Raw genomic sequence first — 24,510 nt, forward strand, 5'->3', positions numbered from 1 at the left:
GGCATCACGGTGTTGCAACGCCGGTCCCGCGCAGCCGGGCACTGCGGTGAGGCGGTAGCGTCAGGAGGCGTGGAAGGGAATCGGGCGCACGTGGTCGTCGTCGGTGGAGGGATTTCCGGTCTCGCCGCCGCGTGGTATCTCCGCCAGGGCGCGGGCGAGCGGGTCAAGGTGACCGTGCTCGAGGGCGGGCCGCGGATCGGCGGCAAGTTGTACGCCTCGGAGGTCGCCGGGGTGAACGTGGACGCGGGCGCGGAGGCCATGCTGGCCAGGCGGCCCGAGGGCAAGGACCTGGCCAGGGCGGTCGGCCTCGGTGACGACCTGGTCCTCCCCGGCACCACGAGCTCGGCCATCTACAGCAGGGGCGTGCTGCGTTCGATGCCGAAGGGCCAGGTCATGGGCGTGCCCGCCGACCTGGCCGAGCTGGCCAAGTCGGGCATCGTCTCGCCCGGCGGCCTGCTGCGCGTGCCGCTCGACCAGATCCTCCCGGCCACCCTCGTACGCACCGACGTGTCGGTGGCCGCCTACGTCCGCGCCAGGATGGGCGGCGAGATCGTCGAGCGGCTGATCGAGCCGCTGCTCGGCGGCGTCTACGCGGGCCGTTCCGACATGTTGTCGCTGGAGGCCACGATGCCGCGCGTGGCGGCGGTGGCACGCTCCGAGCGCTCGCTGCTGACCGGGGCCAGGCAGCTCGTCGAGGAGGCGCCGAAGGACGCGGGCCCCGTCTTCACCTCGCTCAAGACCGGCCTCGGCGGCCTGCCCGAGGCGGTCGCCAAGGCGTCCGGCGCGGACATCAGGACCGGCGTCACCGTACGCGAGCTGCACCGGACCGGCGACGGCTGGCGGCTGGTCACGGGCCCCGTCCCGAAGCCCGAGGTCGTCGAGGCGGACGCGGTGATCGTGGCCACGCCGGGGCCCGCGGCCAGCAGGCTGTTCAAGGCCGAGGTGCCCAAGGCGGCGAGCGAGCTGGCCAGGATCGAGTACGCCAGCATGGCCATCGTCACGCTCGCGTACCCGGTCGGCGCCTTCCCCGAGCCGCCCACCTCCAGCGGCTACCTGGTGCCGCCCGTCGAGGGGCGGCCGGTCAAGGCGGTCACGTTCAGCTCGGTCAAGTGGCCGCACCTGGCGCAGGACATGGTGATCCTGCGCTGCTCGATCGGCAGGATCGGCGAGGAGCACCTGCTCCAGCGGGACGACACCGAGCTGGTGTCGCTGGCCGCGGCCGAGATGGCCGACGTGATGGGCGTGAGCGGCCTGCCGATCGACACCAGGGTCACGCGCTGGGGCGGTGCGCTGCCGCAGTACAACGTGGGCCACCTCGACCGGGTGGCCAGGGTGCGCGCCGCGGTGGCCGTGGAGCCGGGGCTGGCCGTCTGCGGCGCCGCCTACGAGGGCATCGGCATCCCCGCCTGCATCGGCACGGCGCGTACGGCCGCCGCCCGGATTCTGGACCACCTGTCTCAACGAGGAGAATAGGCGACATGACAGAGGCTGCGCCGCGGCTCAAGGCCCGCGATCTCAACCAGGTGATCCGTTACACCATGTGGTCGGTCTTCCAGGTGACCGAGCCGTGTCCCGCCGACCGCGACGGCCTGGCGGGCGAGGTCGAGGAGCTGCTGGACCAGGCCGCCGGCAAGGGCGTCGTGACCAGGGGGGTCTACGACGTGGCCGGTTTGCGGGCCGACGCCGACTACATGTTCTGGTGGCACGCGCCCACGCCGGAGGACCTGCAGGACGTCTACGCCAGGTTCCGCCGCACCGAGCTGGGCCGGCACAGCAGGCCCGTCTGGTCGGCGATGGCGCTGCACCGGCCGGCCGAGTTCAACAAGTCGCACATCCCCGCCTTCCTCGCCGAGGAGGAGCCGCGCGCTTACGTGAGCGTCTATCCGTTCGTGCGGTCCTACGAGTGGTACTTGCTGGACGACTCCGAGCGCCGGGCCATGCTGGCCGAGCACGGCAGGTTGGCGCGCCCCTATCCCGACGTGCGGGCCAACACGGTGGCGTGCTTCTCGCTCAACGACTACGAGTGGATGCTGGCGTTCGAGGCCGACGAGCTGCACCGGATCGTCGACCTGATGCGCACGCTGCGGGGCGCGCAGGCCCGCCGCCACACCCGCGTCGAGATCCCGTTCTACACGGGCGCGCGCAAGCCGGTGCGGGAGCTGGTGGCGGCTCTGCCCTAGCTCAACGGCCGGCACCTCGACCTGGGACTCAGGGGAAAGAAGCCAGGCCCAAGTTGGCGATCCAACGGACTTGATCTATCCCCTTTGTCACAATCAGGGAAACCCTTCGCTCGTACGGGCGTGCTCGCGGTGGCACGTTCCAGGCGGCGGGGAGGGCGGGGTGATGGACGGATCGGGCAGACGGGGGAGCCGGCGGCGGACGGCCGGGCGGCATGTGGCGGGGCGCTCGCCGCAGGCAGCGGGACAATCGCCGCATGGGGAGGAGCGTTCGCCGCATGGTGCGGGGCGTTCGCGGCATGGGGCGGGGCGCTCGCGGCATGCGCGGCGCCGTACCGGAAGGCTGCGGTGGGCTGTCGGAGCGGTGGCGCTGGCCGGCGGCGTCGCCGCGGTGCTCGGCGCGAACGGGACTTTCAGCGGGCCGCTGACCGCCACCTCCGTTCAACAGCCGGGTGTGGCGTCCGGGCCACCGGCCCAGGCTGAGCGGCAGAACGGATCCGCGGCGCTGTCCGGCAGGGCCGAGACCGGCGCGGGGGCGAGCGCGCAGGCCAGGGCGCGCGAGCTGCCGAAGTCAGAGCCGCCCAAGGCCGCTGCGGGCGCGGCCACCGCGGGCGCGGTGGAGCCCGGTCGGGTGGAAGGCAGCACCAACCCGGAGGACCTGCTGGCGGGCGGCCCCGACCCCGCTGACGCGGAGGGTTACAAGGCGGACGGGCCGTCGCGGCACACCGACCAGCAGGCGGCGGAGTACTTCCGTACGCACTGGGGGCCGGACGACGCGGCGCTGAAACGCCTCAAGGACGTCCGCAGCATCGGCGGATATTTGCGCATTTATACGGATTTGCCGGAATCGGCGGACAACTCATCCCAAGCGATCACGCTGTGCAAACGCGGCCTGGAATACCTGCGCTCCCTCGGCGTGGCGAACCCGGTCGTGTTCGTCCAGGCCGAGTTCGGCGAGAACGGGAACCCCGTGCTCGCCAACATCCTCGGCGCCTCCGACACCAGCTGCCGGGTCACCCACCCCGAACCCGGCTGATGCCATCGAGACCCGCTATCGCACTCGTACCCGCGTCTTCGAGCACACCTCGCACTGTTGCGTCACGACTCGCCCGATGGTCTCAATCGTCACCCAGCGGTGACGAAGATGGACAAAGCGCACACGAATCTCCTACCCGAGGCAGACGATCGGTACGCGCTGTCGTTAGCCGATCACCCCTTGGGTTCAAGACTAAGGGAGATCGAGTTGATGCAGTAACGGTCGTCGGTCGGTGTCGGGTAGCCCTCGCCGTGGAACACATGACCCAGATGCGAGTCGCACCGCGCGCACCGCACCTCGGTGCGCACCATTCCGTGGCTGCGGTCCTCGATCAGCCGCACCGCGTCGGAGTCGGCCGGTGCGAAGAAGCTCGGCCAGCCGCAGTGGGACTCGAACTTCGTGTCCGACCGGAACAGCTCGGCCCCGCAGGCGCGGCACGAGTAGACGCCTTCGGTCTTGGTGTCGACGTACTCGCCCGTGAACGGGCGCTCGGTCCCGGCCTCCCTGAGGACGTGGAACTCCTCAGGCGAGAGCTGAACCCGCCACTCGGCCTCGCTCTTGACCACCTTCTCCATATCTACAGAGTACGAGATCAGGCAAAAAGAGATCTCCGAAGGGTGAAGCATCCGTTCTGGGGTGAATTCGCGTCTTTGTAGGCAAGGGGGTGTCATCGCCTCCTGCCAAGGGGTGAGGTCATCCGCAGACCCCGGCGAGCGGCACAGCCCACGCCCGTGCTGGAGCCGCCGGGGGTCGCAACGGCCGGCCGGGTGGCGCGCCAGCGCCCGGAACGGCGGCGGATGGTCTAGCGGCCCGTCCTGTCGAGCCCTCGGTCCCGCCACCGAGGAGGCTCCGGGACGGGCCCACCTCGCGCGAGGGAGCGCCGTCGCCTGGACTGAGGAGCGCCGGGAGCGTAGCGACCAGAGCGACGAGGGAAGGCGACGGCTCCCCAGCGACCGAGCCCGCCTCACGGAGTGAGGCCATGGACGCAGGAGTGCCGTTGTCTGGCCATCGAGGTAGGTTCGGGGGCATGGCATCGCCGTACATAGAGCTCGAGGTGGGGGAGCGGACCGTCAAGGTCACCAACCCCGACAAGGTGTACTTTCCTGGGATCGGCGCCACCAAGCGGGAGCTGGTCGAATACTACGTTAGCGTCGGCGAGGGCGCGCTGCGGGCGCTCAAGGACCGGCCCACCAACCTCAAGCGCCACCCCGACGGTGTGCAGACGGAGGCGATCTATCAGAAGCGGATGCCGCCCAAGCACCCCGACTGGCTCCAGTCCGTGACGGTGACCTTCCCGAGCGGCCGTACGGCCCAGTCGCTCAGGGTCACCGAGGTGGCGGCCATCGCCTACTGCGCGAACCTCGGCACCGTCGACTTCCACCCCTGGCAGGTGCGGGCCTCCGACGTCGAGCACCCCGACGAGCTCCGCGTGGACCTGGACCCGCAGCCGGGCCTGGACTTCGCCGAGGTCCGCAAGGCGGCCCAGCTCACGAGGGAGGTGCTGGGCGAGTTCGGGATGACCGGGTTCGTCAAGACGTCCGGCAACCGGGGCATCCACATCGCCGTGCGCATCGAGCCGCGCTGGGACTTCATCCAGGTACGCCACGCCGGCATCGCCCTGGCCAGGGCCGTCGAGGAGCGGGATCCGGCGCTGGTGACCACGGCGTGGTGGAAGGAGGAGCGCGGCGAGCGGGTGTTCATCGACTTCAACCAGAACGCCCGGGACCGCACGGTGGTCAGCGCCTACTCCGTCAGGGCCAAGCCGCACGCTCCCGTCTCGACCCCGCTGACCTGGGACGAGCTGGCGGACGCCGACCCGCGCGACTTCGACATCCGCACGGTCCCTGCCCGGTTCGCCGAGGTGGGCGACGTGCACGCGGCCATCGACGGCGTGGCGCACTCGATCGAGCCGCTGCTGGAGCTCTACGCCAAGGACGACAGGGGCGACATGCCGTACCCGCCCAACTATCCCAAGATGCCGGGCGAGCCGATGCGCGTCCAACCAAGTCGAGCTAGGTCATCTACCAGCGGAAACAATCCGGAGTAGGTTGCCTCGACGCATAGCATAACGCTTGAACTCCAGATAACCTAGCCCTGTGGCCGAGTTACTTGATGACCTCGCAGCATCATTCGCCCGTGACCTCAGGGCGTCCGATAAGGCAGAGCGGACAATCACGATCTACCTCCAGTCCATCCGGTTCTTCAAGGAATGGCTGGAGGAGAACGGTAAGCCCACCACACTCGACTCGCTGACCAAGCCTGAGCTTGTGGCGTGGCTCGGGCACCTCGCCGCGAGGAACAGCACCTCCACGGTGCTCACGCGGTTCCGTGGCATGCGCCGGTTCGTGCGGTGGCTCCTGGCGGAGGAGGAAATCACCTCGAACCCGCTGGCCAACGTCGAGCCGCCCAAGCCGCCAGAGACGCCCGTACCGATCTTCACCGATGAGGAGGTCGCCGCGCTCATCAAGGCCGCGGCAGGAACCGACTTTCTCGGCCGGCGCAATGAGGCCATCGTGCGAGTCTTCTTCGACACTGGCATCCGCATCTCCGAGCTGGCCGGAATCCAACTGGATGACGTCGACTTCAACCACGAGGTCATCTTTGTCACTGGCAAGGGGAGACGACCGCGAGCCGTCCCGTTCGGCGCCAAGACGGCGCGCGCCCTCGACCGATACATCCGAGCTCGGCGCCAGCACAAAAACGCGGACCTGCCCGGACTGTGGCTGAGTCAGCGCGGCACCTACTCGACAGACGGCATTGATGACCTGCTGCGCAACCTGGCGAAGAAAGCGGGCATCGAGGACGTACACGCTCACCGGTTCCGGCACACGTTTGCGCACCGCTGGTTGGTGAGCGGCGGCCAGGAGCGGGATCTGATGCGTCTGGCCGGGTGGCGGTCGTCGGAGATGCTCGGCAGGTACGGAGCATCGGCGGCAGACGAGCGAGCCCGCCAGGCGCACAAGCGGATGAAGCTCGGCGACCAGCTCTAGTCAGGTCGAGGCCGGTCCAGACGCCTGTACTGAGGGTGTACTGATCTTGAGCGTTTGCCCTGTACCGGAGGGGTACCGAGGGTGTACCGGCCAACGAGACATCTTCATCTTCATGTGCCGGATCAGCCTCGCGCGTGCATAATGCGCGGCGCGCGTACACGCGGCGCGCGTGACAGCTTCTTCTGTCGGTGGTGGCCGAGTTAGGTACGGGTTAAGTGGAGCTAACCGGGTTAGATGTTAGGGAGGGAGGCTGCAACGGCCTCCAGAGCGCGTTTTCGAGGGGTGCGCACTGGTGCGTAACCTGGCCTCCCCTGGCCTCCCTTAGAGGGAGGTTCGCTGCTCACGCACAGGGAGGCGCACCAGGGATGCCCGTAGGGAGAACTCCCTACCTCCCTGTGCGGGTCCCTGGTGCGTCGTACACTCGCGCGCGCGTTACGCGGCCGTGCGCGTTACGTAACGCATCCGCGCGTAGAGCCGCTAGGAAGCCGCGAGACCTAGCGCCACGCCCGCGAGGCCTAGCACCTTCGCCAAGAGCCGAACGGCGCGTCTACGTGGCTCCTAGCGCCCTAGCAGGTGTCTAGCGAGGGTCTAGGAATAGAGCCAGAGAGCCTAGGACCTAGACAGCTGCTCTAGGAAGCTAGACCCCAGCGACCAGGGAAACAGGGCTCCTAGACGGGCTAGAGGGTACTCACTGGCGAGGGCGCTGCCCGTCACAGACTGCGACTTTCGAGGCGTCGGGCAGGAATGTCTTTGTGTCCCGTCAGATCCTCCATATAGGGGGCGATGGGGGAGGGGCTGGGGACAATAACCGAGAGGGGCTGCGGGACATTACGGCGGTCACTCAGCGTTGGCGGCGGGCGGCCACTGGTCCGCGGGTGCCACGAACGATCCCTTCGCCGGCAACGTCCGTACGAGTCCGCGGTCCCGTAGCTCTTTGATGACCCGCCGCGCGGTCCCCAACGCGACATGGAGCTGCTCGGCGAGAGCACGTTCGCCGGGCAGTGCGGCGCCGGGTGGGATCCGACCGTCGCGTATACGGGCCTCGAGGTAGTCGGCCGCCGCCGCGTACACGTACTCGCCTACGACGCTCTCGGGGTCGAACTCCTGCTCATCGCTCACCTGAGCACCATAGAACGGCCCTCACCTGCATAAACGTGTAGGTAGCGGCATGCCGCTGTACACCGCTCTATACCGCGTCATACGATCCGGGCATGCCCTCCAAGACCCCTCGCGACGACGAGCACGTACGTCACGCCGCACCCGAAGACGAGCTAATCCGCCTCGAGCAGGCCCACCGCGACCTTGCAAACCGTTCCCGTGGGAGCGATTTGCCCGCGCCCGAGATGCGGCGCATTACCGTGCACAAGCCGCCGGCCGATCCTGAGCTCACCACCGGTGATCTGCCGTGAGTTCGATCGCTCCATACCCATGCGACCGGTGCGGCCTGGCCGTCATCAAGGCATACATCTTCGGCAGCGGCGGCGTACGTATCGTGCTCGACGCCATTCCGGTCGTCGGCGGCGACTTCGCGACATGGCCGCTCGGCTACGACCCTGACAACCTGCGCCTACTCGCCGCCAGGCGGCCGGCTCGGGTCAATGCCCCCTACGACATGCCGGCCACCCTGAAACCACAGTTCGACGGCTACTCAGCGGCCAACGAGCGGGCTTGGTACGTCGAACACGTTCACGGCGTGAGTGCCGCCGAGATCGTTGAGCGCCGCAGCTCTTAGGACTGGTGGCCCCGCCCGGGACCTTGGAGGGCTTCCCGTGGGCGGGGCCACCCCCTGCATGGTCCTCAAGCCCATGCAGGCCAAAAAATCAGTCGGAACCCCTACAGGAAAAAAGCTGACTATCGGCGGGGTCACGAGGGGGTGCCCTTCGACTTTTGCATGCCCCCTGTTGGGGCGGGATCCGGCGCAGGTACAGCTCGGCATGTCAGCATGCCCTGCCTGCGTCTTGGCTGTCCTTGCGGGAAGGAGGCGAGCCCTCCGAGGAGGGCTCACGGTCCGTTTGACGCCGGATCCCGCTGGTCTCAGGTGCTGCGCTTGGGTTTGAGCAGCTTCATCGTGTCCCGGTCGCGGCGCGGCAGGTTCCGCAGCGAATGGGGGATGTCGTCGCCGGCCATCACAAGCGTGTACGTGTTCAGGCCGGTCTCGATGAGCACGGTCTGTTCGGCGATCTCAGGCTCAGGGGTAGCCGGCGCCTGCGGGTGCTCAGGCGGCCGGTAGCCGCGTTCCTTCGCCTGTATGAGGGCGCAGTCCTCGCAATGGTCAGCAAGCCGGTTGTGCTCGCAGAACGCGCTCATCCGCGCAGTCCCGTCACGACCGTGAACGCCTTGGCTCGCGCGACTACGACATCACCGCGCCACCAGGCCAGGAACCCGAGCTGGCCGTTGTCGGCGTATCTCTCTTCCAGCGGCTTGATCATGAGTTGGGTGCGCACGCCGACGTACAGTTGCCGCCAGTTGCCGACGAACGCGTCGCTGGTGTCGGTGGACGTGCCGACCGTCAGGTTGATCGGTACCTGGTTGGTGTCGTAGCGCGGCAGGCCCGCGATGATGGCCGGCGGCGCCAGGTAGGCGTTCGTGGTGGCTTCCTTGAGCTTGCCGAGAACGCGTTTGGTCCGCGGCGCGTAGATGACGCCGGTCGCCTCCTCGTTGTTGTCCTCGAGCGCGCCCACGGCGTCGATGAGGAAGTCGTAGTTGGTGGGCGTGCCGCCGTTGGCGCCGCTGAAGAGCTGCGTCGTGATACCGGACGTGTTCTTCACGCCGCGCGGTTCCGGGGCGGTGCCTGAGCCGTACAGGGCCGCCCGGTCGAGGGTGAGCGCGAACTGTGCGGCGAACGCCTGCGCCAGCTCGTCACCGACGTTCGGAGCGTCCTCGACCAGCTCCCGCGACACGACCGTGAGCGACGTCAGTGCCTGCGCCGTCAGCGTCGCCTTGCCCAGCGTGGCATCGGTTGGGGAGATGGTTGCGTTCTCTGTGTGCCAGGCCGCGGTGGGGTCGCCGGTCCACTTCGCGATGTCGACGGTCTTGTTCGCCATCGGCACGATGCGGGCGCCGGCCTGCAGAACGCGCGTCTGGTTGCGCGCCAGGTCGATGATCTGGGCGGACAGCAGGGTAGGCACCATGTAGCCGCCGGCTGACTGCGTGCCCTCCGACATGGCGCGCCGTTCAGCGTCGGCGTCTTCCCATTCGCCGAGCACCAGGCCGCGCAGGTACTTTCCGAGGTCGAGCTGTTCGTCGCCGCGGCGCCACTCCAGGCCACGCGCCTGGACGAAGTCGGTCACGCGGTCGTCGCGCCGCAGCGGAACCCCGTCCGCGAACCGGGTTGAGGTGGCGGGCCGGTCGGAACCGGTGACGATGATCTGCGACCGGTCGAGCGCCTTGCGGTCGATGGCGTCGTCCACCTGCTCGAGCAGCGTGCTTGCCTCGCGGGTGTTGGCTTCGGCCGCGTTGAAGTCGGCCTCCTGAGAACGGGTCAGGGCGCGGCTGCCAGCAGCGTCCCGGATACGCTTCATGTCCTCGAAAGACTTGCTCTGAACCGAGCGGAGCTGTTCCTTCCAGGAGAGCAGATCGTCAGAGCTCGCGTACAGGATGTCCATCTGGGGCATGTCCCGGAGCTGGTCAAGGATGTTCACGACGTTCCCTTCGTCGTCGATGCACGGGTGAGAACCCCGAGCGTCTCGGCGACTGGGAACGCGACTCTGGCGCTCCTCGTCGTCTGCCCTGCGCAGCTCTGGCGCGGGTGAGACCACGGCACAGACGGGCGCCGGCCACTCCGTGCCGACTGCGATCCGTCGAGATCCACTCTACTGGCCATCGGCGACATTCCCGTCATACGCGGCCAGAGTGAGCGACATTTCCGCCAGGAACCGGTCAGCGTCCGGGACGCGGTCGAGGAAGTAGTCGAGCACCTTGAGCATGCTCGCGAGGGTCATACCGGCCATCTCAGGCGTGGTGAGCTCGGCAAGGAGCGTCGACACGGCCGGCCAGTCCTGGCGGCGGTGGTGCTGTACGAGAGCGACCGTACGAGCGTGGATTGCAGCGTATTCGCTGGTCATGATGCCTCCATGAAGTGAGATGAACGTGGAAGAAAAAAAGCTGAGAACCGTACAGAAAAAGAGCCACCTGCGTCGAGGGTCGCGAGACGGGACCGCTCAAGATCCAACGGCCCCCTCCCGCGATATGGCACAGATCAGGCCCGATTTCAGAATTTCGCGGGTGTGAAAACGGAGCGGGGCGACGGGTCACGAGGGTTGGGGGCGAGACTTTCCTCCCGCCCCTCCCTCTCACGTGGCGTTCTTCCGTTTGGTGTAGGCCGCGGTGCGGCATGCGGGTCTGCAGTACTTCGACGGCAGCTTGACCGGGGTGTAGGTCTTGCGGCAGTGCTCGCACCGCTGCTTGGGCAGCCTCCTTGCGGGCTTGCGACTGGTGGCCCGTGGCCGTTCCGCTGGGGGAGTGTCGGGCACCTGGAGTTGGCCCGGGTTTACGCCTTCCTCGTTTCTGACAGTGTCCGATTGATCATGGTCGCTGACCTGCGGTTCTGACACTTCGGACACTTCTGACAGGGGTGGTACGAGGTAGAGTCCGCGCTTGGGCTTCACGAGTCGGCCAGCCTCGACCTGGCGGTTGAGGTACTTGTATGCGTCCTTGCCGAATCGCTCGGCAACGTCCTTGGCTTGTACGCCCTCAGGGTGTTCGGCGACGAACTCCAGGATGCCGGCGGATGTCTCGGACAGATTGCCTGCCTGCTCTCGCTTGCGGGCGTTGGCGGCGGCCTCGGTCAGGTCGTTGCCGTCAAGGGTCCAGAATCGGCCCTCTTTCATGGTGACGGCGTATTCGCCTTCGGCCACGTCTCGGCCGGTGACCCGGATCAGGCCATCGGTCGTGTTCCGCTTGCGTGTGAGCAGGATGATTGTGTCTGCGGAGCCGGCGAGTCCCTGTGTGCCGCTCACGGCGTCGATGAAGTCGCCCGACTCTGCTTTGCGGTCGTGGTGGATGACCACGAGGGCAAGCTTGGGGTACTCGTCGGCGATGCGCTTGAGCTGGCTACCGATCCGGTAGTCGCGCTGGTAGGCGCTCTCTCCGGGGGCGGCGTTCGGCATCACCTTGCCGAGCGTGTCGAGCACGAGCAGCGTCGTTTCGGGGTAACTCGATAGGTACGCCTCGATGGTTTGGACGATCAGACCGGGCGGGACGACTGTCAGGTAGTTGAACCGCTCGGGGATCGGCACGCCTTCACCGAGGATGGCCCAGCAGCGGGTCTGCATGCGCCTGTCGCCGTCCTCGAGGGCGAAGTACATGACGGTCTGGGGCTCGCCTGTGGGGATGCCTCCGAGCGCCAACCCGCCGGCGGCGGCGGACAGCAGGATATTGCCCATCGCCCACGACTTACCGATCTTGGGCTTGCCAACGAACAACACCAGGCCCGCGGGGATTAGACCAGGCACTACCTCATGGATCGGCTCGAACTCCTGCTCGTCGAGCCACTTGCCTGTACGTAGACCGCCCAGCAGACCCGCGTCAGAAGTGTCAGATTGTCCTTTTGCCTGGTCATGACGCGTATCCGAATCTGACACTGTCAGAAACACGGCGGGTTTGAAGGATCCCAGCGGCTCACACCGGCAGTACACCGGGCGTGTGCCGCAGCGTTCGCACGCCTCGAAGGTGCCCAAGGTCGCCACTTGGTGTCGGCGAATGACGATCGGTGCGCCACACCGTGTGCAGTTCTTCATGCGCTCCTCCGATTGACCGTGCGGAACGCGTCGAGCACCGTGCGGGCGGCCTGCCGCTCGTCGAACCCGTTGCCGAACTGCATGCCGTGGTACAGCTCATGCAGCTCTGCCTCGCTGGCGCCGTTCTCCGCGGCTCGGCAGGCTGCCCAGAACAGGGCTTGGTTCCTGCCCGGCTTTGTCTTGTCGGCCAGCCACGCGGCGAGGTGGTCGATGCCTGTGCCGTTGCTTGCACGCTTGGGCATGACCTGGACGGGCTTGGGCGGGTCGAGGAACTCCCGCACCGCAGACCAATTGAGTTGGCTTCGCGTGTGGGGACGCTCTGAGATGAGCCCGTACGGCGTGCCGTCGACCACGCTCGGCGGGACGACGACGTATCCGCCGGCGCTCTTGAAGTCGAGGAAATGCCGTTTCAGCGACCCGCACGCCTGGTCTGTGCCGACGTAGTAGGCGTGCAAACCCCCCGATGGCGTCGACACGACCATGAACGGCTCCGGCAGTAACCCTGCGGCCTTGAGCCGGTTGAATGCCGGCCACCCGGTGCCGTCCGGCTTCTGGTCGACGTCGAGCACGTCGAACGTGGCCAGGCCGGTAGGCACTGCGATGTTCGCGTCGGGGTAGGACGTCCACCAGCGCGCTACCAACTCAATGTCGGCGGTTGCCCCGTACAGACCGTTCGGGACGAGCTTGCCTATCGGTGCCTTCCTTCCGGGGATGCAGGGGAACACCGGCCATCCGCGCTCGGCGTAGGCCAGTGCGGCGGCCATCTTGCTTTCGGTCATCACGCGCTCACCTGCAACCGTCCGGGTCGGTAGGTGCGGGCGATGACAAGCCAGACGGGGCGTCCGCACCTCGAGCGGCGTAGCCCGTCTGTGACGCGGTCTCGAGAACGCCCAAGGTGGGAGGCTTCGCAGTGCGGGCACCTGTAGGCGAGCCACCACCAGCTGCGGCCGGCGCCGTCTGGCGGGAACTGGCTGGCGAATGCGGACGGAACCCGGTTTGCCTCGAATCCGCGGCGCCCACGCTGTACCGTGGTGGCGTTGGTGGTGCTGGTAGGCACTGAGCTTTTCTGGCGGCTCCCGGGTGTCGTGGCCTGGGGGCCGCTTCGCTTGTTAGGCGGCATCCCGGTCACCACCCGTCTTACGCGCAGCTCGAGCGCGCGCGGACTTGAGCGCGAGCTGCTTGTAGTACGCCTTCTTCGCGTGTTCGGCGAGCTTGGCGCGTACCACTGGGTCCATCTCGTTGTTCGGGTCGACCTGGCGCTCGAACCGGTCGTGGAACGCCTTGCGGGCCGGCGCGGTAGCCTCTGCGGCGTTCGGTGTCTTGGACCACCGCACATGCGCGGCGATCTGCGCGCGGAGTACCCGCTGTTCGGGCGTCATCATGCGACCTGCCCCCCGTTCGTAAGGAGGGCGGCGAGACGGGCACGCTGGTCGAACGTGAGCGCCGGCGACGTCGAGAGCAGACGGACGATGTACTCTTCGGCGCCTACGGCCTTGAGCCTGCGCTGCTCGTTCTCGACCAGTTCGGGCCGGTTGGGGTGGTGCCGCTTGAGAGCCGCGATGCGTGCGCGAGCCTGAGCGACTTGAGGACTGATGGCCACAGACGGGTCCTCCCTTGCATGGCCATGACGAACATGACATGCAAGGAGGTGGTGGCTCCTAACCCTCCACCCTTTGCGGGCGGGGAGCTCCGGCGTCCTTGACCTTCTACGGAGGGCGTCGTGCCTGCTGCGGCTCGGGCTGTAGGCCCTAGCTCCAAGGCGAGTGGTCGCGCCGGCTCGCTCAACAGGAGTGTGTCCGCTCCGCGCGGATTTGCTTTCGACTGTAGCAGAATCGCTCAGAGTGTCGAGCCGGGCGTTGTGAGGCACGTGAGGCGGCATGTACGGAAGCGCCCTCCGCCCATCTCCCCGGAAGGGGAGGGACGAAGGACGCTCGTTGCCGCGGGTGCGGCTCAACACCTGCCCTCGGTTGCCGCGTCGAGGTCGAGCTGCAAGAGGCGGATCGCGAGCCGTTTCGCCTCCGACAGCGACAGCCACATCGTGCCGAAGGTGTTGCCCATCGAGATCATCACCTCGCCGCCAGCCTCCATCTGGTCGAGGCCAATACCGAGGATGTCCGGGGTGGCGTCGGCGCCGGAATTGAGACCGTCGACGTGAATCAAGTACTCGCTGAGGTCGCCGTAGTGGGGTTCGTTCGGCTCCTCGTGTATGCCCGTGCACCATGCCGGGCAGCCGCGGTCAGCGTTGCGTACGGCTCTGGCGGCCAGGTAGACGGGATCGTGGATCACGGTCACGCGGAAACCTCCTGTCCGCGAGCTCTGGCCACCTGGCGCAGGATCGCGCGGGCGTACTCCTCCGCCTGCTCGACGGTCACGTGGTCCAGGCCGTCGCCCAGGTCGATCATCGGCTGCCCGCCGCGCTCCTGGGCGCACGAGGACAGGCCGACGTACCCGTTCGGCGTCACAGGAGTGAGGACGTCTGGCCCCATACAGAACGTCGTCGTCTCGTCGATCTGGCAGTGCAGAGTGCACCAAGGGTGGCAGCCAGGCGTGCGCGGCAGAGTCAGGCACAGCTCGGCCATCGCCTCGCGGTGAGTCTTGGGCCTGTAGGTCCTCTCGGTGAACGTGCTCATTCGCCGGCCTCCTCTGCTGTGATCTCGTGGACGCCCTCGAACAGCAGCTGGCCGAACTCGCGTACAGCGCGCCTGTCGAAGTTGTGGATGATGTCGCCGACCAACCAGGCCTGCTCAGCGGTGAAGCGGACGTTGTGGGTCTCGCCCCTCGCGTCCGTGTACATCACCTGAATGTGGGAGTCGTCGCCGGTCTGGATGTTGACCTCGAACAGGATTGCCGAGTCGTCGAGGTGTACGACCGTGTCGAGGTTCCGCCGGCGGGGTCGTTTCTGCTCGCTCACGCGGCACCCGCCATGCGGGCGGCGACCAGGTCGCGGATGAACAGCACGAGCGCGTTCAGCTCTTGCGCGGACAGCAGCTTGGCGGCCTGGCTGTAGTCGAACTCGCGGACGTCGATGTTCAGCTCGTCGGCGAGGACGACCGTCGAGAGTGCCCCCAGGTGGAAGACAAGCGACGTCTCGCGCTTGGACAGGAACTCGCTGTCGTCGAGGTTGGCGGCATCAGTGACGGCCTTTTGGCCGCGCGCCATGGCGTTGGGCGTGGTGAAATACACCTTGGGTCGCCTCCTGGCTAGACAGGTGGTGATCAAGGGCCTGCTCGGTGTTCCCGCACCGGGTAGGCCCGCCTACATTGAGGCTCCCAAACTCGCCGGATAACTCAGCTTCGTTCACTTCGTAGATGATCTGCTCAAGCCCTGGTTAGCACACGGTTCACGGCACAGGCACTCCCAAGATGCCGGGCGAGCCGATGCGCGTGCAACCCAGCAGGGCGAGGGCGGTGACCAAGGAGAACGGCTCAAGCTGAGCCGGCGCCACGGGGGCGACTGAACTGCGATTACGTCCTGAGATGCCGGGTAGCCAGCCCAGGGGAACACATCTCAACGGGGGGAAAGAGAAATGATCAGACGGCTGCACACGATGGGCGTACGCTCCAGCCACATGTACACCGCCGGCATGCTGTCCATCGCCGCGTCGTTCACGTCCTGGCTGATGTCGAAGCAGTACGAGAGCGAAGGTCTCGCCCGAGCCGACAGGTGGGGGATATTCGTCGGCGAGTGGGCGCCCACCTGCTTCGCGCTGGGGGTGGCGCTGGCTCTGGAGGAGACCCGCGAAGAGCTCGCCGTCAGCGCTCGAGAGGAGATCCGCGAGCGGGAACGCCAGCCCGTCGGGATGTAGTCGAGACGTCTAGCGCACGAGGTGATGGGGGGCGAGCTCGCGGGTTTCGCCCCTCTTGAGGTAGACCACCCGGTCGGCCAGGCCGTTCTGCTCGATGTGGTGGCGGAAGTCGTCCAGCGGTGAGGTGAACGCGGCGTAGTCGTCGTAATGCACCGGTACGACCGCGTGCGGGTTCATCAGGTCCACCCACGACGCGCCCTGTTCGCCGTCCATCGTGACGAGCATCAGGCCGAGCAGCCGGGTGCCGCCCAGGTGCACCAGGGCCAGGTCGATGTCGGGGAAGCGGCGCGGGATCGAGTCGAGGTGGCGGTCGAGCAGCGTGTCACCGCTGACGTGGATACGCAGCTCCACCCGATCGTCCGGGTTGCAGAACTCCAGCATCGTGCCGATCACGGGCGGCAGCAGCGCCTCGGCGAGGCCGGGCGCGTGCTTGGCGGGCAGCGCGGTGATCCTGACCGTGCCGTGCGGGCCGCGCAACTCGTGCGTGTGCCATTCCGTCAGCCCCACGCTCCGGCTGAAGCCGTGGCGGCGAAGGCGGCGGGCCGCCGCGGTGGTCGTGATGACCGGGGTGTCCCGGTCCAGGCCTTTGCGGGTGACCCGGTCCCAGTGGTCGCCATGCAGGTGCGACAGCACCACCCCGTCGAGTGGTGGCAGGTCCTCGATCTCCATGGCCGGATCGGTGAGGCGGCGGGTGGACAGGCCATAGCCGAGATACGCCCGCTGGCCCTGGTGCAGGAAGTTGGGATCGGTCAGCAGCGTGAGGCCGTTGTAGCGGATCAGCGTCGTCGCGTTGCCGATGAACTGCAGGCTTCCTTTCACCTCCGTTCACCCCGGGTAGGGCGGGCGCTGCCCCGGAGGCACGCCGCCGCCCTGGCCGCCGCCCTTGCCGCCCTTGTCCATGCCGTGGGGGCGGGCGGAACGCTTGGCTCCCTGCTTCGTCTGGGGCGTGAGGTGAGCGGACTTGAACTCGGTGGGCGATTTGCCTGATCTGCGAATCTCGGGCTGCTGTGGATTGCTCATGGCATTTGTCCCCCTTTATGCCGTTATTTCCTGCCACATTGGGACGTGCTTAAACCCTCCGTGTCTGCCTAATTTCACTTCGGTCACATTACTTGACTCGTAATCTAATAATTCGCAAGGCTCTCTTGTGCATCGGGGGCGACGAACGAGTCTGGAGCCTTCTCATGGCAAGAGCACGTCTCGCGGCTGCCGTGGCCGCCTTGGTGGTCGGAGGGGTGGCCCTCGCCGCGCCCCCCGCGTACGCCTCCTCCGGCACTGACCTGCCGGTCGAGCTGCCCACCTGCCTCCTTCCGCTGCCGCTGCTCTGCGACGAGCAGCCCTCGCCCGAGGAGTCCTGGTCGAGCCCGCCTCCCCATGCCGAGCCAGAGCCGGAGCACGCCTGGCCAGGCCCGGAGGAGCACGCGGAGGAGCCGTGGCGGCCCGCGGCGGAGGACGAGCGCCGGGTGCCGAGGGGGCATCCGGAGACCGGTGGCGGCGGGCTCGTACCGGACGACCCGGTGTGGCCGTTCGCGGTGGGAGGTGCCGCCCTGCTCGCGGGAGCCGGGCTGGCCGGGCTCGCGGTACGGCGCCGCAAGGGTGTCGCCTGAGCAGCGGCTGCTCCGGACCGGGGCAGTCGTCGTCTCGCTGGCGGGGGTGCTGCTGGTCGGGCTCGGGGTCAGCGGCATCTTCACCGACGAGCCCGAGCCGGGTCCGGTCGCGGCCACGAGCCCCGCGCCGTCGGTCCCGGGCGTGCCGTCCGGCAAGGTGGCCGCGCCCATGAAGGCCGTCAAGCCCACGGCCGTCTACATCCCGTCCATCGGCGTGGCCGCCCCGCTGATGGAGCTGGGCCTGGACGCGCAGGGCGCCATCGAGAACCCGCCGTTCGACCCGCCGAACCAGGCGGGCTGGTACCGCTACGGCGCCGTACCCGGCCAGCGCGGCGCCGCCGTGATCACCGGCCATCTGGACACCAGGAGCGGCCCCGCCGTCTTCGCCAACCTCAAGAACGTCAAACGCGGTGACCAGATCCAGGTGCTGCGCGCCGACCGCTCGGTGGCGGTGTTCGTCGTCGACAAGGTCGAGCACACGCCGAAGCGGAACTTCCCCGTCAAGAAGGTCTACGCCAAGCTCACCTATCCGGGGCTGCGGCTGGTGACCTGCGGCGGGACGTTCGACCGGCAGGCGCACAGCTACCTCGACAACACGATCGTGTACGCCCACCTCGCGGCGCCGTACTATCCCAAGAGCTGATCACGGGTCGCGCGGCAGGCCGAGCGCGCGTTCGGCGATGATGTTGAGCTGCACCTCCGTGGTGCCGCCGCCGATGGTGAACGCCCGGGTGGCGAGGATCGTACGGCTCCAGCGGCGGCTCGCCGGCGCCAGCGACCAGCAGAACTCCGAGATCGCCTGGGCGTGGCGCATGCCGAGCAGCTTGCGCACGCTGGACGCGGTCGCGGGGTCGGCCCCGGACAGCTGCGAGAGCGTTATGCGCAGGCCGAGCGCCGAGATGGCCTGGCCCTCCGCCCACAGGCGGCCCGCCTGCTCGCGTTGCGACTGGCGGAGCGGGGGCAGCGTCGCGATGAGCTCGGCCATGTCGGTGTGCTGCGAGCCCGGACCCCAGGAGTCGCCGAGCGCGACACGTTCGTGGGAGAGCGTGTCACGGGCCACCCGCCAGCCCTCGTCCACCGCGCCGACGACCAGGTCGTCCGGTACGAAGACGTCGTCGAGGAAGACCTCGTTGAACACCTCGTCCCCGTTGATCTCCTTGAGTGGCCTGACGGTGACTCCCTTGGCCGCCATGTCCACCAGGAAGTACGTGATGCCGCTATGTTTCGATTTTTCGGGAGAAGTCCGGGCGAGGCAGATGCCCCAATGGGCGTACTGCGCGAGGGACGTCCAGATCTTCTGGCCGGTGAGCGACCAACCGCCCTCCACCCTCGTGGCCTTCGTCGCCAGCCCGGCCAGGTCGGAGCCCGCGCCGGGCTCGCTGAACAGCTGGCACCACACGATCTCCCCGGTGAACGTCTTCGGCAGGAAACGCTCCTGCTGCTCACGCGTCCCGTACCGGACGATGGAGGGGACCGCCCAGGCCGCGATGCCCAGGCTCGGCCGTTTCAGGTCGCGGAACTCCTGATGGATGATCACCTGCTCCAGCGGTGAGGCGGCCCTGCCCCACGGCTTGGGCAGATACGGCATGATCCACCCTTCCCTCGCGAACCTCTCCAGCCTGGCCACCGGCTCCTCGGCCCGCAGCGACTCGGCCGCCGCCCTGATGGCGTCCCTGACGGCGGCGGACTCCTCGGGCAGGTCCGGCTCCATCACCCGCCGCGTCCCGGCCACCGCCGATCCCGCCACCTGCTCGGCCCACGGCCCCGGGTCCCCGGCCAGCATCCGGCCGGACAGCGCCCTGCGGTAGTAGCGGTGCGCGTCGTGCTCGAAGGTGTATCCGATGCCGCCGAGCACCTGGATCGTGTCCGCCGCACATCGCACCGCCGCATCGGGCCCCAGCACCGCGGCCACCGCCGCGGCCAGGCCCGCCTCCTCGGGCGACGCGTGCTCGTCCATGGCCCTGGCGGCGTCCCACACGGCGGCGCGGGCCTGTTCGAGCACCACGAACGCGGCGGCCACCCGGTGCTTGACCCCCTGGAACTGCCCGATCGGCCGCCCGAACTGCTCGCGTACCTTGGCGTACTCCGCCGCTGTCGCCACGGCCCACGCCGCCACGCCGCACGCGTCGGCGCCCAGCAGCACGGCGGCGATCTCCCGTACCGGCACCTCGCCCAGCAGCCGGTCGGCGGGGACGGCGCGCGTGGCGACGGAGCAGAGTGACCGGTCGAGGTCCACACCGTCGGCGGGCTCGGCGACGACGTCGGCACGATCGAGCACCGCCCACGCGCCGCCGTCGACCGGCACAAGAAAGAGATCCGCCTCCGGCGCCCCCAGAGCGAGGACGCCGTTCTCCGGCCCGCCCTGGGCGAGGGCACTGTTCGGCTCCGGCTCGCCCTGGGCGAGGGCGCCGTTCGACTCCGCCCCGCCCAGCACGACGGCCGCGGTCAAGGACCCGTCGGCGAGCCCGGCGATCAGCCCCTTTCCGCCGTCGGCGAGCCCGGGGACCAGTCCCTTCCCGCCGTCGGCGAGCCCGGGCACCAGTCCCTTCCCGCCGTCGGCGAGCCCGGCCGAGTCGCCGTGCCGGGCGGGACCGGCCGAGTCCCTCTGCCAGGCGGGACCGGTGGAGTACCCCGTCCACGCGGGACCGGTGGTGTACCCCGGCCAGGCGAGGACGGCCGAGGCGAGGACCGTCGGCAGGTACGGCCCCGCGACGCGCCGCTCGCCCAACGCCTCCAGCGCGACGCACAGCTCCAGCAGCCCGTACCCCTGCCCGCCGCACTCCTCAGGCAGATGCAGCCCCAGGATCCCCTGTTCGGCCAGGGCCGCGTGGTCGGGCGCCCGCCCGGCGAGCCCATGCACGGAGGCGGCCAGCGCCCGGTGTTCCTCGGTCAGCCCGATACCCATACATCCGAACGTAGAAGATGATTCGGTCAAAAACCATTGGCCGCCCGCGGCCTCACCCGGTTACGCTCCCTGGTGTCCTGACGGTGGAACATTCGGGCAGCCATGCCCTGAAAGGGGTGGATTGATGCCTGGCACCGCGCCTTGCGCGCCTCGCCGTGCCGTGGGCGAATCCTGCCTCTGAGACCTCAGACCTGATCGGCCGGACCGCCCGCCGTACCAGCATGCCCGCGTACGCCGCGAGGCTCGCTCGGCGCTCCCTTGCTGCCCTGAATTGACCATTCCGGCAAGGAGTACCCAGGTTGTCCACCAACAGCAAACCCCGTTCCGTCGTGAACACCGACACCTTCCCATGCGTGCGCTGCGGCCTGACCGTCACCGCGACCGCGCCGGACGGCACCCGCCGCAACCACTGCCCGAGTTGTCTGCACTCGAAGCACGTCCTCGACCGGGTGGAAGGCGGCCCATCGGAGTGCGGGGCGCGGATGATCCCGATCTCGATCGCGGTCCTGCGCACCGGCGACTGGATGGTGATCCATCGCTGCACCCGGTGTGGGGAGCTGACGTCCAACCCCATCTGCGGGGACGACAATCAGCTCATCCTCATGCGCATGGCCGTACGGCCGCTGGCGCAGCCGCCGTTCCCGCTCGAGGCGTTCGGCGACCTGTGACATGCCGAGGAGAAAACCGGGCCGGGAACGGCCCCAACGGCGCAAGAGCACGTGGCACGGCGAACGCGGGGACACGTTCCGCTGCGTCGGATGCCGGCTGGACGTGCCGATGATCGCCCCGGGCACCGCCCACCGCAACCACTGCCCGCACTGCCTGACGAGCCTGCACGTCGACCACCGGATCCCGGGGGACCGGCGGGCGGCCTGCCGGGGCCGGATGGCGGCGCTGAGCGTCACCGTCCGGCAGGACGGCGAGTGGTTGATCATCCATCACTGCCAGTCCTGCGGCGAGCTCAGCGCCAACCGCATCGCGGGCGACGACAACGCGCTGGCCCTGCTCCGCATCGCCATCCGCCCGCTGTCCAACCCCCGCCTGCGAACGAACGCCCTGCTCACCCTCTAGCCCACTCCTCGCCGGGACCCGCCACAAACGGGTCCCGGCGAGAAGCCTGGTAGGTGGGCCGGGTCCCACCCGCCCCTTGCCCGTCTGGGTGGTCATGCGCCTGACACGCGCCCTGAGCGGTGCTCGCTTTCGCTCGCGCGCCCTCCCGGACGGGCTGACGCCCGCCCCCTGTTCGACCTCGCTCCGCTCGGACGGCCCCTTAGACGCTTTCGCCCCTCCTCGACCATCTGCGCAAGATGCAACTCTGGAGGTGGCGGCCAGAACAAGGGCCTGACCCACATTGGACGGGCAGGCGCACAACGCGCGCGCGGTGTGAAACCTGCTGCACGAGTTCTTCACCTTCCGCCAGGGCCGGTTCGCGTCGCCGGCCCAGTGCGACGAGGCCATCCGGCCGGGCGCCCCACGTTCAAGAGCCGGTTGCGTGCCCGGATGGCGAGGAGCACGTCAAGCCCGCCTTTTCTCCAGCAAACGATCGAGCCTGCCGCCCAAGGCGATCATGTCGCGCCGCAGCGCCTCACAGGTTCCGAGGATCTTGCTGCGAGCTGAGGCGAATTGCTCGTTGCGCTGCCGTCGGAGGCCTGCCAGTTCGTCTCGCAGGACTGCGAAGTCCTGCCCCACCCTCATGTGAAGATCGGCGACGTCGGCGCGCACCTCGGCAATGGCGACTTCCCATGCGATGACGCCTTCCTCAGGCGTGCTGCCCTCTGCCGGGAAGTGCTCATACAGGACGTTGGGACGGCCGGAGGCCGTGTCGTCGGAACGCATTATCGCTTCGAGGGCTGCCAAACGGTTTTTCAGTTCGCTAATCGCCGCCTCAATATCCATGTCCCCGGCCTTGGCGCTAGTCGGAAGGACCCCATGTCCTGACGACGGGGTCCCACTGCCAGTGAGTACATGGTGGCAACCGGTTCAAGATCGTATTGATCGACGGGAGGGATCGGGGTGCGGTTTCCCCCTCCTGGGGTGACAAAAAATCGCTGGTGGGATGAGTTCTGCGACAGGCGGACTATCGACAAAGAAGGGCATTTATGGCAAAAATCGCAAATCGCCGACCGTGGCGATGTCCCGTCGCCGAGGCCCCGGCATCGTCACCGACGGTCACTCGCTTCCGTTCCGGCGAAGGGAAGATCTCGACGTGGCGCCAGGAAGCTCCCGATGTGCCGGCCTGCGGCATCTCGCGGTCCCGCTGCCGGGTCCACCGGACTTTCGCGACGGCCCACCACGGTTACGGGACTCCATCCGCTGGTGCTGTGGGTTCGGCCCGCTCGGCATCCGGCCCACCGCCGGGACGGGCTGGGCGCCCGCGGGTGAGCCTGACCGATTGCCGGCCACCTATCGCCGCACCCACGGCATGCGCGGCACCGATCTACGTCATTCTGGACAACCTGTCGGGGCACAAGAACTGGTGTTCACCCCGACCTACGCCTCGTGGGCCAACCCGATCGAGGCGCACTTCGGACCCTTGCGGCAGTTCACCCTGGCCAACTCCGACCACGCCAACCACACCGTCCAGACCCGGGCGCTGCACGCCTACCTGCGCTGGCGCAACGCCCACGCCCGCCACCTCGATGTCCTGGCTGCCCAACGCCGCGAACGCGCCCGAGTCCGCAGCGAGAAAGGCATCCGCTGGGGCGGCCGATCCCTGTCAGCCGCAGCATGATCGGGCCAGGTCAGCCGTCCCTGTCATCTCTCAGCGATCACCAAGCCGGCTTGGTGCCAGCTCCGCGATGACCTCCTCGCCGTCAACTGCTCCCGTCGGCACGAAACCCAGCGACTCGTAGAGCCGTCCAGCAACGATGTTGTCCGGCTGATATGCCAGCCGGATCGTCCAACAGCCCTCCTGCGCCGCCAACCAGGCTGTCATGGTGCGCAGGAGGGCGCGGCCGAGGCCCTTGCCCTGCTCTGAGCCATCGATCATCATTCCCCCGATCCAGTGCGAGCCGTCCTCGTCCACCCCCCACATGACGTGTCCAACGACCGTGTCGTCGGCGTAGACCGCCAGCGAGTTCCAGCTGTCTTCACGCATCGACAGCAACAGATAGCGGGCTGCCATGGCGGGGACATAACGTCGCTGCTCGTCAAGAGGCGCGACGTCAGCGACTGCACGCCAGTTCTCTTCGTCTACCTCCCGCAGCGTGACGCGCCGGCCAGTTCCGTCGAGAATCCCGTGATCAATCACCGGATGAGAATACTGCTCTCAGTCCAGCAACCGATGATCGTCTCCGGTCACAGCGCTGGACGACGAAGACGGTTCAGACGCGCTCACCGATCACGTCAACCGTTTGATCGCGCCTCGCCCGTTCTCGTGTGTTGCAGGCCTGCCCGTGCGCCCACACGAGCGATTCGCCGAGAAAAGCATTGTTTGCCTGCCTGATCGGGGGGTGCCGAACAATCTTGTCGCCACGATCCTGGTGCCACAGCCCTCGGGGGCAAGCGGTCACGGGACCGCTTGCGGCTGCCAACCACGCCGGCACACGCACGCGCGACCCGCGCCGGCCTGCTGGCAGATCAGATTCAGCGGCCTGCTGATGAGCGCGACCGGTCTCGTGATCCCATCCCCTCTTGATCGACCCCTTGAGAAAGGACATCCATGCGTACGAGCTCCAAGACCGCCGCCGTGGTCATGACCGCCCTGACCGTGCTGTCGCTGCCGCCCACCACCTCGGCACAAGCCGCCGTGGCCTCCGCCGGGCCTGGCCGGGCGTACGTCAACGGCGCGACCGGCATGTGTCTGGCCGTGGGCCGGGGAGAGGTGAAGGCGGCCAAGCCGGTGATCCAGTGGCCCTGTAACGGAGGCAAGGAGCAGCGCTGGATTCTCCGGCCCGACCACCGGCTCGTGAACGCCAAGACCGGGCTGTGCCTGGCCATCGGGCGCGGCGTGAAGAAGAAGGGCAAGGTCGCGATCCAGTGGCCCTGCACGGACGGCGGACTGGCGCAGCAGTGGGTCTACAACGAGAGGAAACTGCATCGGCTCCAGAACCTGGCCACCGACATGTGCCTCGCCATCGGGAGCGGCGAGAAGCGCAAGGGCAAGAAGGCGATCCAGTGGCCTTGCAAGATCACCTCCGAGCAGGCATGGCTCCAGCGATGACTGTTTCCGCACTGGGCGGCCGCCTCACCGTCAATGGCGTACGGGGAGAAGACACCACGACAAGCGCCGCCGTTCCCCTGAGTGCCCGCA

At 68.0% G+C, this 24,510-nt stretch carries 31 protein-coding genes and 1 pseudogene; 14 read left to right on the forward strand and 18 right to left on the reverse strand.

The genetic code is table 11. From position 1 onward, the window contains the following. Positions 1-69 precede the first annotated feature (69 nt). The 3 genes from hemG to ACIBVN_RS04725 all read left to right on the forward strand — a co-directional run bounded on the left by hemG (position 70) and on the right by ACIBVN_RS04725 (position 3,213). Entirely contained in the window at positions 70-1,473 is a 1,404-nt protein-coding gene (hemG, locus tag ACIBVN_RS04715; protein WP_397132686.1) for a protoporphyrinogen oxidase, read from the forward strand. A gap of 5 nt (positions 1,474-1,478) precedes the next feature. Continuing rightward, positions 1,479-2,180: a hydrogen peroxide-dependent heme synthase gene (gene hemQ / locus ACIBVN_RS04720; protein WP_397132688.1), complete on the forward strand. Its 702-nt coding sequence runs from the start codon at positions 1,479-1,481 to the stop codon at positions 2,178-2,180. A gap of 361 nt (positions 2,181-2,541) precedes the next feature. Beyond that, positions 2,542-3,213: a hypothetical protein gene (locus tag ACIBVN_RS04725; protein ID WP_397132690.1), complete on the forward strand. Its 672-nt coding sequence runs from the start codon at positions 2,542-2,544 to the stop codon at positions 3,211-3,213. Between the two features lie 173 nt (positions 3,214-3,386). Here ACIBVN_RS04725 and msrB read toward each other — a convergent pair whose 3' ends face one another. After that, positions 3,387-3,788 carry a peptide-methionine (R)-S-oxide reductase MsrB gene (gene msrB / locus ACIBVN_RS04730; protein ID WP_349451601.1) on the reverse strand — a complete coding sequence of 134 codons (402 nt, stop codon included), beginning with the start codon at positions 3,786-3,788 and terminating at the stop codon, positions 3,387-3,389. 452 nt (positions 3,789-4,240) lie between these two features. Between msrB and ligD the strand changes: the two genes are divergently transcribed. Continuing rightward, complete coding sequence (gene ligD / locus ACIBVN_RS04735; RefSeq protein WP_397132693.1) at positions 4,241-5,260, forward strand: non-homologous end-joining DNA ligase; 1,020 nt, start codon at positions 4,241-4,243, stop codon at positions 5,258-5,260. A gap of 49 nt (positions 5,261-5,309) precedes the next feature. Continuing rightward, positions 5,310-6,203 carry a tyrosine-type recombinase/integrase gene (locus ACIBVN_RS04740; protein ID WP_397132695.1) on the forward strand — a complete coding sequence of 298 codons (894 nt, stop codon included), beginning with the start codon at positions 5,310-5,312 and terminating at the stop codon, positions 6,201-6,203. An 837-nt stretch (positions 6,204-7,040) separates the two neighbouring features. Here the strand turns inward: ACIBVN_RS04740 and ACIBVN_RS04745 are convergent. Beyond that, positions 7,041-7,322 carry a winged helix-turn-helix domain-containing protein gene (locus ACIBVN_RS04745; RefSeq protein WP_397132697.1) on the reverse strand — a complete coding sequence of 94 codons (282 nt, stop codon included), beginning with the start codon at positions 7,320-7,322 and terminating at the stop codon, positions 7,041-7,043. Between the two features lie 92 nt (positions 7,323-7,414). On the opposite strand from ACIBVN_RS04745, the gene ACIBVN_RS04750 reads away from it, so the two are divergent. Both ACIBVN_RS04750 and ACIBVN_RS04755 read left to right on the forward strand, forming a co-directional pair. Next, positions 7,415-7,612, forward strand: coding sequence for a hypothetical protein (locus ACIBVN_RS04750; protein WP_397132699.1), 198 nt, complete (start codon positions 7,415-7,417; stop codon positions 7,610-7,612). Beyond that, the gene (locus ACIBVN_RS04755) at positions 7,609-7,935 is read left to right on the forward strand and encodes a hypothetical protein (protein WP_397132701.1); all 327 of its coding nucleotides are present in this window, start codon (positions 7,609-7,611) and stop codon (positions 7,933-7,935) included. Before ACIBVN_RS04750 ends, ACIBVN_RS04755 begins: the two co-directional genes overlap by 4 nt. A 302-nt stretch (positions 7,936-8,237) precedes the next feature. Here the strand turns inward: ACIBVN_RS04755 and ACIBVN_RS04760 are convergent, their stop codons facing one another. From ACIBVN_RS04760 to ACIBVN_RS04810, 11 genes are all read right to left on the reverse strand, one after another. Continuing rightward, positions 8,238-8,510 (reverse strand): hypothetical protein, encoded by a 273-nt coding sequence (locus ACIBVN_RS04760; RefSeq protein WP_397132703.1) that lies wholly within the window; start codon positions 8,508-8,510, stop codon positions 8,238-8,240. Continuing rightward, entirely contained in the window at positions 8,507-9,844 is a 1,338-nt protein-coding gene (locus ACIBVN_RS04765; RefSeq protein WP_397132705.1) for a phage major capsid protein, read from the reverse strand. The genes ACIBVN_RS04760 and ACIBVN_RS04765 overlap by 4 nt, the downstream gene beginning before the upstream one ends. A 171-nt stretch (positions 9,845-10,015) precedes the next feature. Further along, positions 10,016-10,267 carry a hypothetical protein gene (locus tag ACIBVN_RS04770; protein WP_397132707.1) on the reverse strand — a complete coding sequence of 84 codons (252 nt, stop codon included), beginning with the start codon at positions 10,265-10,267 and terminating at the stop codon, positions 10,016-10,018. A gap of 228 nt (positions 10,268-10,495) precedes the next feature. Next, entirely contained in the window at positions 10,496-11,881 is a 1,386-nt protein-coding gene (locus tag ACIBVN_RS04775) for an AAA family ATPase (protein WP_397132709.1), read from the reverse strand. Positions 11,882-11,937: 56 nt separating this feature from the next. Continuing rightward, positions 11,938-12,720, reverse strand: coding sequence for a bifunctional DNA primase/polymerase (locus tag ACIBVN_RS04780; RefSeq protein WP_397132711.1), 783 nt, complete (start codon positions 12,718-12,720; stop codon positions 11,938-11,940). A gap of 330 nt (positions 12,721-13,050) precedes the next feature. After that, complete coding sequence (locus tag ACIBVN_RS04785) at positions 13,051-13,323, reverse strand: hypothetical protein (protein WP_397132713.1); 273 nt, start codon at positions 13,321-13,323, stop codon at positions 13,051-13,053. Continuing rightward, positions 13,320-13,541: a hypothetical protein gene (locus ACIBVN_RS04790; RefSeq protein ID WP_397132715.1), complete on the reverse strand. Its 222-nt coding sequence runs from the start codon at positions 13,539-13,541 to the stop codon at positions 13,320-13,322. The genes ACIBVN_RS04785 and ACIBVN_RS04790 overlap by 4 nt, the downstream gene beginning before the upstream one ends. A 350-nt stretch (positions 13,542-13,891) precedes the next feature. Beyond that, positions 13,892-14,233 carry a hypothetical protein gene (locus ACIBVN_RS04795; protein ID WP_397132717.1) on the reverse strand — a complete coding sequence of 114 codons (342 nt, stop codon included), beginning with the start codon at positions 14,231-14,233 and terminating at the stop codon, positions 13,892-13,894. After that, a complete protein-coding gene (locus tag ACIBVN_RS04800; RefSeq protein WP_397132719.1) occupies positions 14,230-14,571 on the reverse strand; it encodes a hypothetical protein in 342 nt (113 codons plus the stop codon). The genes ACIBVN_RS04795 and ACIBVN_RS04800 overlap by 4 nt, the downstream gene beginning before the upstream one ends. Next, complete coding sequence (locus ACIBVN_RS04805) at positions 14,568-14,852, reverse strand: hypothetical protein (RefSeq protein WP_397132721.1); 285 nt, start codon at positions 14,850-14,852, stop codon at positions 14,568-14,570. The genes ACIBVN_RS04800 and ACIBVN_RS04805 overlap by 4 nt, the downstream gene beginning before the upstream one ends. Continuing rightward, positions 14,849-15,124 (reverse strand): hypothetical protein, encoded by a 276-nt coding sequence (locus ACIBVN_RS04810; protein WP_397132723.1) that lies wholly within the window; start codon positions 15,122-15,124, stop codon positions 14,849-14,851. The genes ACIBVN_RS04805 and ACIBVN_RS04810 overlap by 4 nt, the downstream gene beginning before the upstream one ends. A 343-nt stretch (positions 15,125-15,467) precedes the next feature. Here ACIBVN_RS04810 and ACIBVN_RS04815 point away from each other — a divergent pair, with 343 nt between their 5' ends. Beyond that, a complete protein-coding gene (locus ACIBVN_RS04815; RefSeq protein ID WP_397132725.1) occupies positions 15,468-15,746 on the forward strand; it encodes a hypothetical protein in 279 nt (92 codons plus the stop codon). 9 nt (positions 15,747-15,755) lie between these two features. Here the strand turns inward: ACIBVN_RS04815 and ACIBVN_RS04820 are convergent, their stop codons facing one another. Together ACIBVN_RS04820 and ACIBVN_RS04825 are read right to left on the reverse strand one after the other, a co-directional pair. After that, the gene (locus ACIBVN_RS04820) at positions 15,756-16,565 is read right to left on the reverse strand and encodes an MBL fold metallo-hydrolase (RefSeq protein ID WP_397132727.1); all 810 of its coding nucleotides are present in this window, start codon (positions 16,563-16,565) and stop codon (positions 15,756-15,758) included. A 6-nt stretch (positions 16,566-16,571) separates the two neighbouring features. Beyond that, positions 16,572-16,766: a hypothetical protein gene (locus ACIBVN_RS04825; protein WP_397132729.1), complete on the reverse strand. Its 195-nt coding sequence runs from the start codon at positions 16,764-16,766 to the stop codon at positions 16,572-16,574. A 164-nt stretch (positions 16,767-16,930) separates the two neighbouring features. On the opposite strand from ACIBVN_RS04825, the gene ACIBVN_RS04830 reads away from it, so the two are divergent. Together ACIBVN_RS04830 and ACIBVN_RS04835 are read left to right on the forward strand one after the other, a co-directional pair. Beyond that, positions 16,931-17,353, forward strand: coding sequence for a hypothetical protein (locus tag ACIBVN_RS04830; RefSeq protein ID WP_397132731.1), 423 nt, complete (start codon positions 16,931-16,933; stop codon positions 17,351-17,353). After that, positions 17,343-17,996 carry a class F sortase gene (locus ACIBVN_RS04835; protein WP_397132733.1) on the forward strand — a complete coding sequence of 218 codons (654 nt, stop codon included), beginning with the start codon at positions 17,343-17,345 and terminating at the stop codon, positions 17,994-17,996. The genes ACIBVN_RS04830 and ACIBVN_RS04835 overlap by 11 nt, the downstream gene beginning before the upstream one ends. Here ACIBVN_RS04835 and ACIBVN_RS04840 read toward each other — a convergent pair whose 3' ends face one another. Further along, positions 17,997-20,258 (reverse strand): acyl-CoA dehydrogenase family protein, encoded by a 2,262-nt coding sequence (locus ACIBVN_RS04840; protein ID WP_397132735.1) that lies wholly within the window; start codon positions 20,256-20,258, stop codon positions 17,997-17,999. A 299-nt stretch (positions 20,259-20,557) separates the two neighbouring features. On the opposite strand from ACIBVN_RS04840, the gene ACIBVN_RS04845 reads away from it, so the two are divergent. Both ACIBVN_RS04845 and ACIBVN_RS04850 read left to right on the forward strand, forming a co-directional pair. Next, a complete protein-coding gene (locus ACIBVN_RS04845; protein ID WP_397132737.1) occupies positions 20,558-20,926 on the forward strand; it encodes an RNHCP domain-containing protein in 369 nt (122 codons plus the stop codon). Between the two features lies 1 nt (position 20,927). Beyond that, positions 20,928-21,329, forward strand: a complete 402-nt coding sequence (locus ACIBVN_RS04850; RefSeq protein ID WP_349451609.1) for an RNHCP domain-containing protein — start codon at positions 20,928-20,930, stop codon at positions 21,327-21,329. A 444-nt stretch (positions 21,330-21,773) separates the two neighbouring features. On the opposite strand, the gene ACIBVN_RS04855 is transcribed toward ACIBVN_RS04850, so the two are convergent. Beyond that, on the reverse strand, positions 21,774-22,154 hold the full coding sequence (locus ACIBVN_RS04855; protein WP_397132739.1) for a hypothetical protein: 381 nt from the start codon (positions 22,152-22,154) through the stop codon (positions 21,774-21,776). 430 nt (positions 22,155-22,584) lie between these two features. Here ACIBVN_RS04855 and ACIBVN_RS04860 point away from each other — a divergent pair. Beyond that, positions 22,585-22,989 (forward strand): annotated as a pseudogene (locus ACIBVN_RS04860) (IS630 family transposase); the annotation flags it as partial. Between the two features lie 30 nt (positions 22,990-23,019). On the opposite strand, the gene ACIBVN_RS04865 reads toward ACIBVN_RS04860, so the two are convergent. Next, a complete protein-coding gene (locus ACIBVN_RS04865) occupies positions 23,020-23,508 on the reverse strand; it encodes a GNAT family N-acetyltransferase (protein ID WP_397132741.1) in 489 nt (162 codons plus the stop codon). Between the two features lie 411 nt (positions 23,509-23,919). Between ACIBVN_RS04865 and ACIBVN_RS04870 the strand changes: the two genes are divergently transcribed. Further along, positions 23,920-24,420, forward strand: a complete 501-nt coding sequence (locus tag ACIBVN_RS04870; protein WP_397132743.1) for an RICIN domain-containing protein — start codon at positions 23,920-23,922, stop codon at positions 24,418-24,420. Positions 24,421-24,510: the final 90 nt, after the last annotated feature.

Origin of the sequence: Nonomuraea sp. NPDC049400 (genome assembly GCF_044466425.1) — a bacterium.
In the GTDB taxonomy this organism is placed as follows: domain Bacteria; phylum Actinomycetota; class Actinomycetes; order Streptosporangiales; family Streptosporangiaceae; genus Nonomuraea.

What these genes read in the sequence shown, in the direction of transcription:
- ACIBVN_RS04815 (WP_397132725.1), top strand. Translation starts at nt 15,468, where the DNA reads ATGATCAGACGGCTGCACACGATGGGCGTACGCTCCAGCCACATGTAC.
- ACIBVN_RS04760 (WP_397132703.1), bottom strand. Translation starts at nt 8,510, where the DNA reads ATGAGCGCGTTCTGCGAGCACAACCGGCTTGCTGACCATTGCGAGGAC.
- ACIBVN_RS04800 (WP_397132719.1), bottom strand. Translation starts at nt 14,571, where the DNA reads ATGAGCACGTTCACCGAGAGGACCTACAGGCCCAAGACTCACCGCGAG.
- ACIBVN_RS04825 (WP_397132729.1), bottom strand. Translation starts at nt 16,766, where the DNA reads ATGAGCAATCCACAGCAGCCCGAGATTCGCAGATCAGGCAAATCGCCC.
- ACIBVN_RS04870 (WP_397132743.1), top strand. Translation starts at nt 23,920, where the DNA reads ATGCGTACGAGCTCCAAGACCGCCGCCGTGGTCATGACCGCCCTGACC.
- ACIBVN_RS04830 (WP_397132731.1), top strand. Translation starts at nt 16,931, where the DNA reads ATGGCAAGAGCACGTCTCGCGGCTGCCGTGGCCGCCTTGGTGGTCGGA.
- ligD (WP_397132693.1), top strand. Translation starts at nt 4,241, where the DNA reads ATGGCATCGCCGTACATAGAGCTCGAGGTGGGGGAGCGGACCGTCAAG.
- msrB (WP_349451601.1), bottom strand. Translation starts at nt 3,788, where the DNA reads ATGGAGAAGGTGGTCAAGAGCGAGGCCGAGTGGCGGGTTCAGCTCTCG.
- ACIBVN_RS04770 (WP_397132707.1), bottom strand. Translation starts at nt 10,267, where the DNA reads ATGACCAGCGAATACGCTGCAATCCACGCTCGTACGGTCGCTCTCGTA.
- ACIBVN_RS04750 (WP_397132699.1), top strand. Translation starts at nt 7,415, where the DNA reads ATGCCCTCCAAGACCCCTCGCGACGACGAGCACGTACGTCACGCCGCA.
- hemQ (WP_397132688.1), top strand. Translation starts at nt 1,479, where the DNA reads ATGACAGAGGCTGCGCCGCGGCTCAAGGCCCGCGATCTCAACCAGGTG.
- ACIBVN_RS04855 (WP_397132739.1), bottom strand. Translation starts at nt 22,154, where the DNA reads ATGGATATTGAGGCGGCGATTAGCGAACTGAAAAACCGTTTGGCAGCC.
- ACIBVN_RS04850 (WP_349451609.1), top strand. Translation starts at nt 20,928, where the DNA reads ATGCCGAGGAGAAAACCGGGCCGGGAACGGCCCCAACGGCGCAAGAGC.
- ACIBVN_RS04780 (WP_397132711.1), bottom strand. Translation starts at nt 12,720, where the DNA reads ATGACCGAAAGCAAGATGGCCGCCGCACTGGCCTACGCCGAGCGCGGA.
- ACIBVN_RS04840 (WP_397132735.1), bottom strand. Translation starts at nt 20,258, where the DNA reads ATGGGTATCGGGCTGACCGAGGAACACCGGGCGCTGGCCGCCTCCGTG.
- ACIBVN_RS04785 (WP_397132713.1), bottom strand. Translation starts at nt 13,323, where the DNA reads ATGATGACGCCCGAACAGCGGGTACTCCGCGCGCAGATCGCCGCGCAT.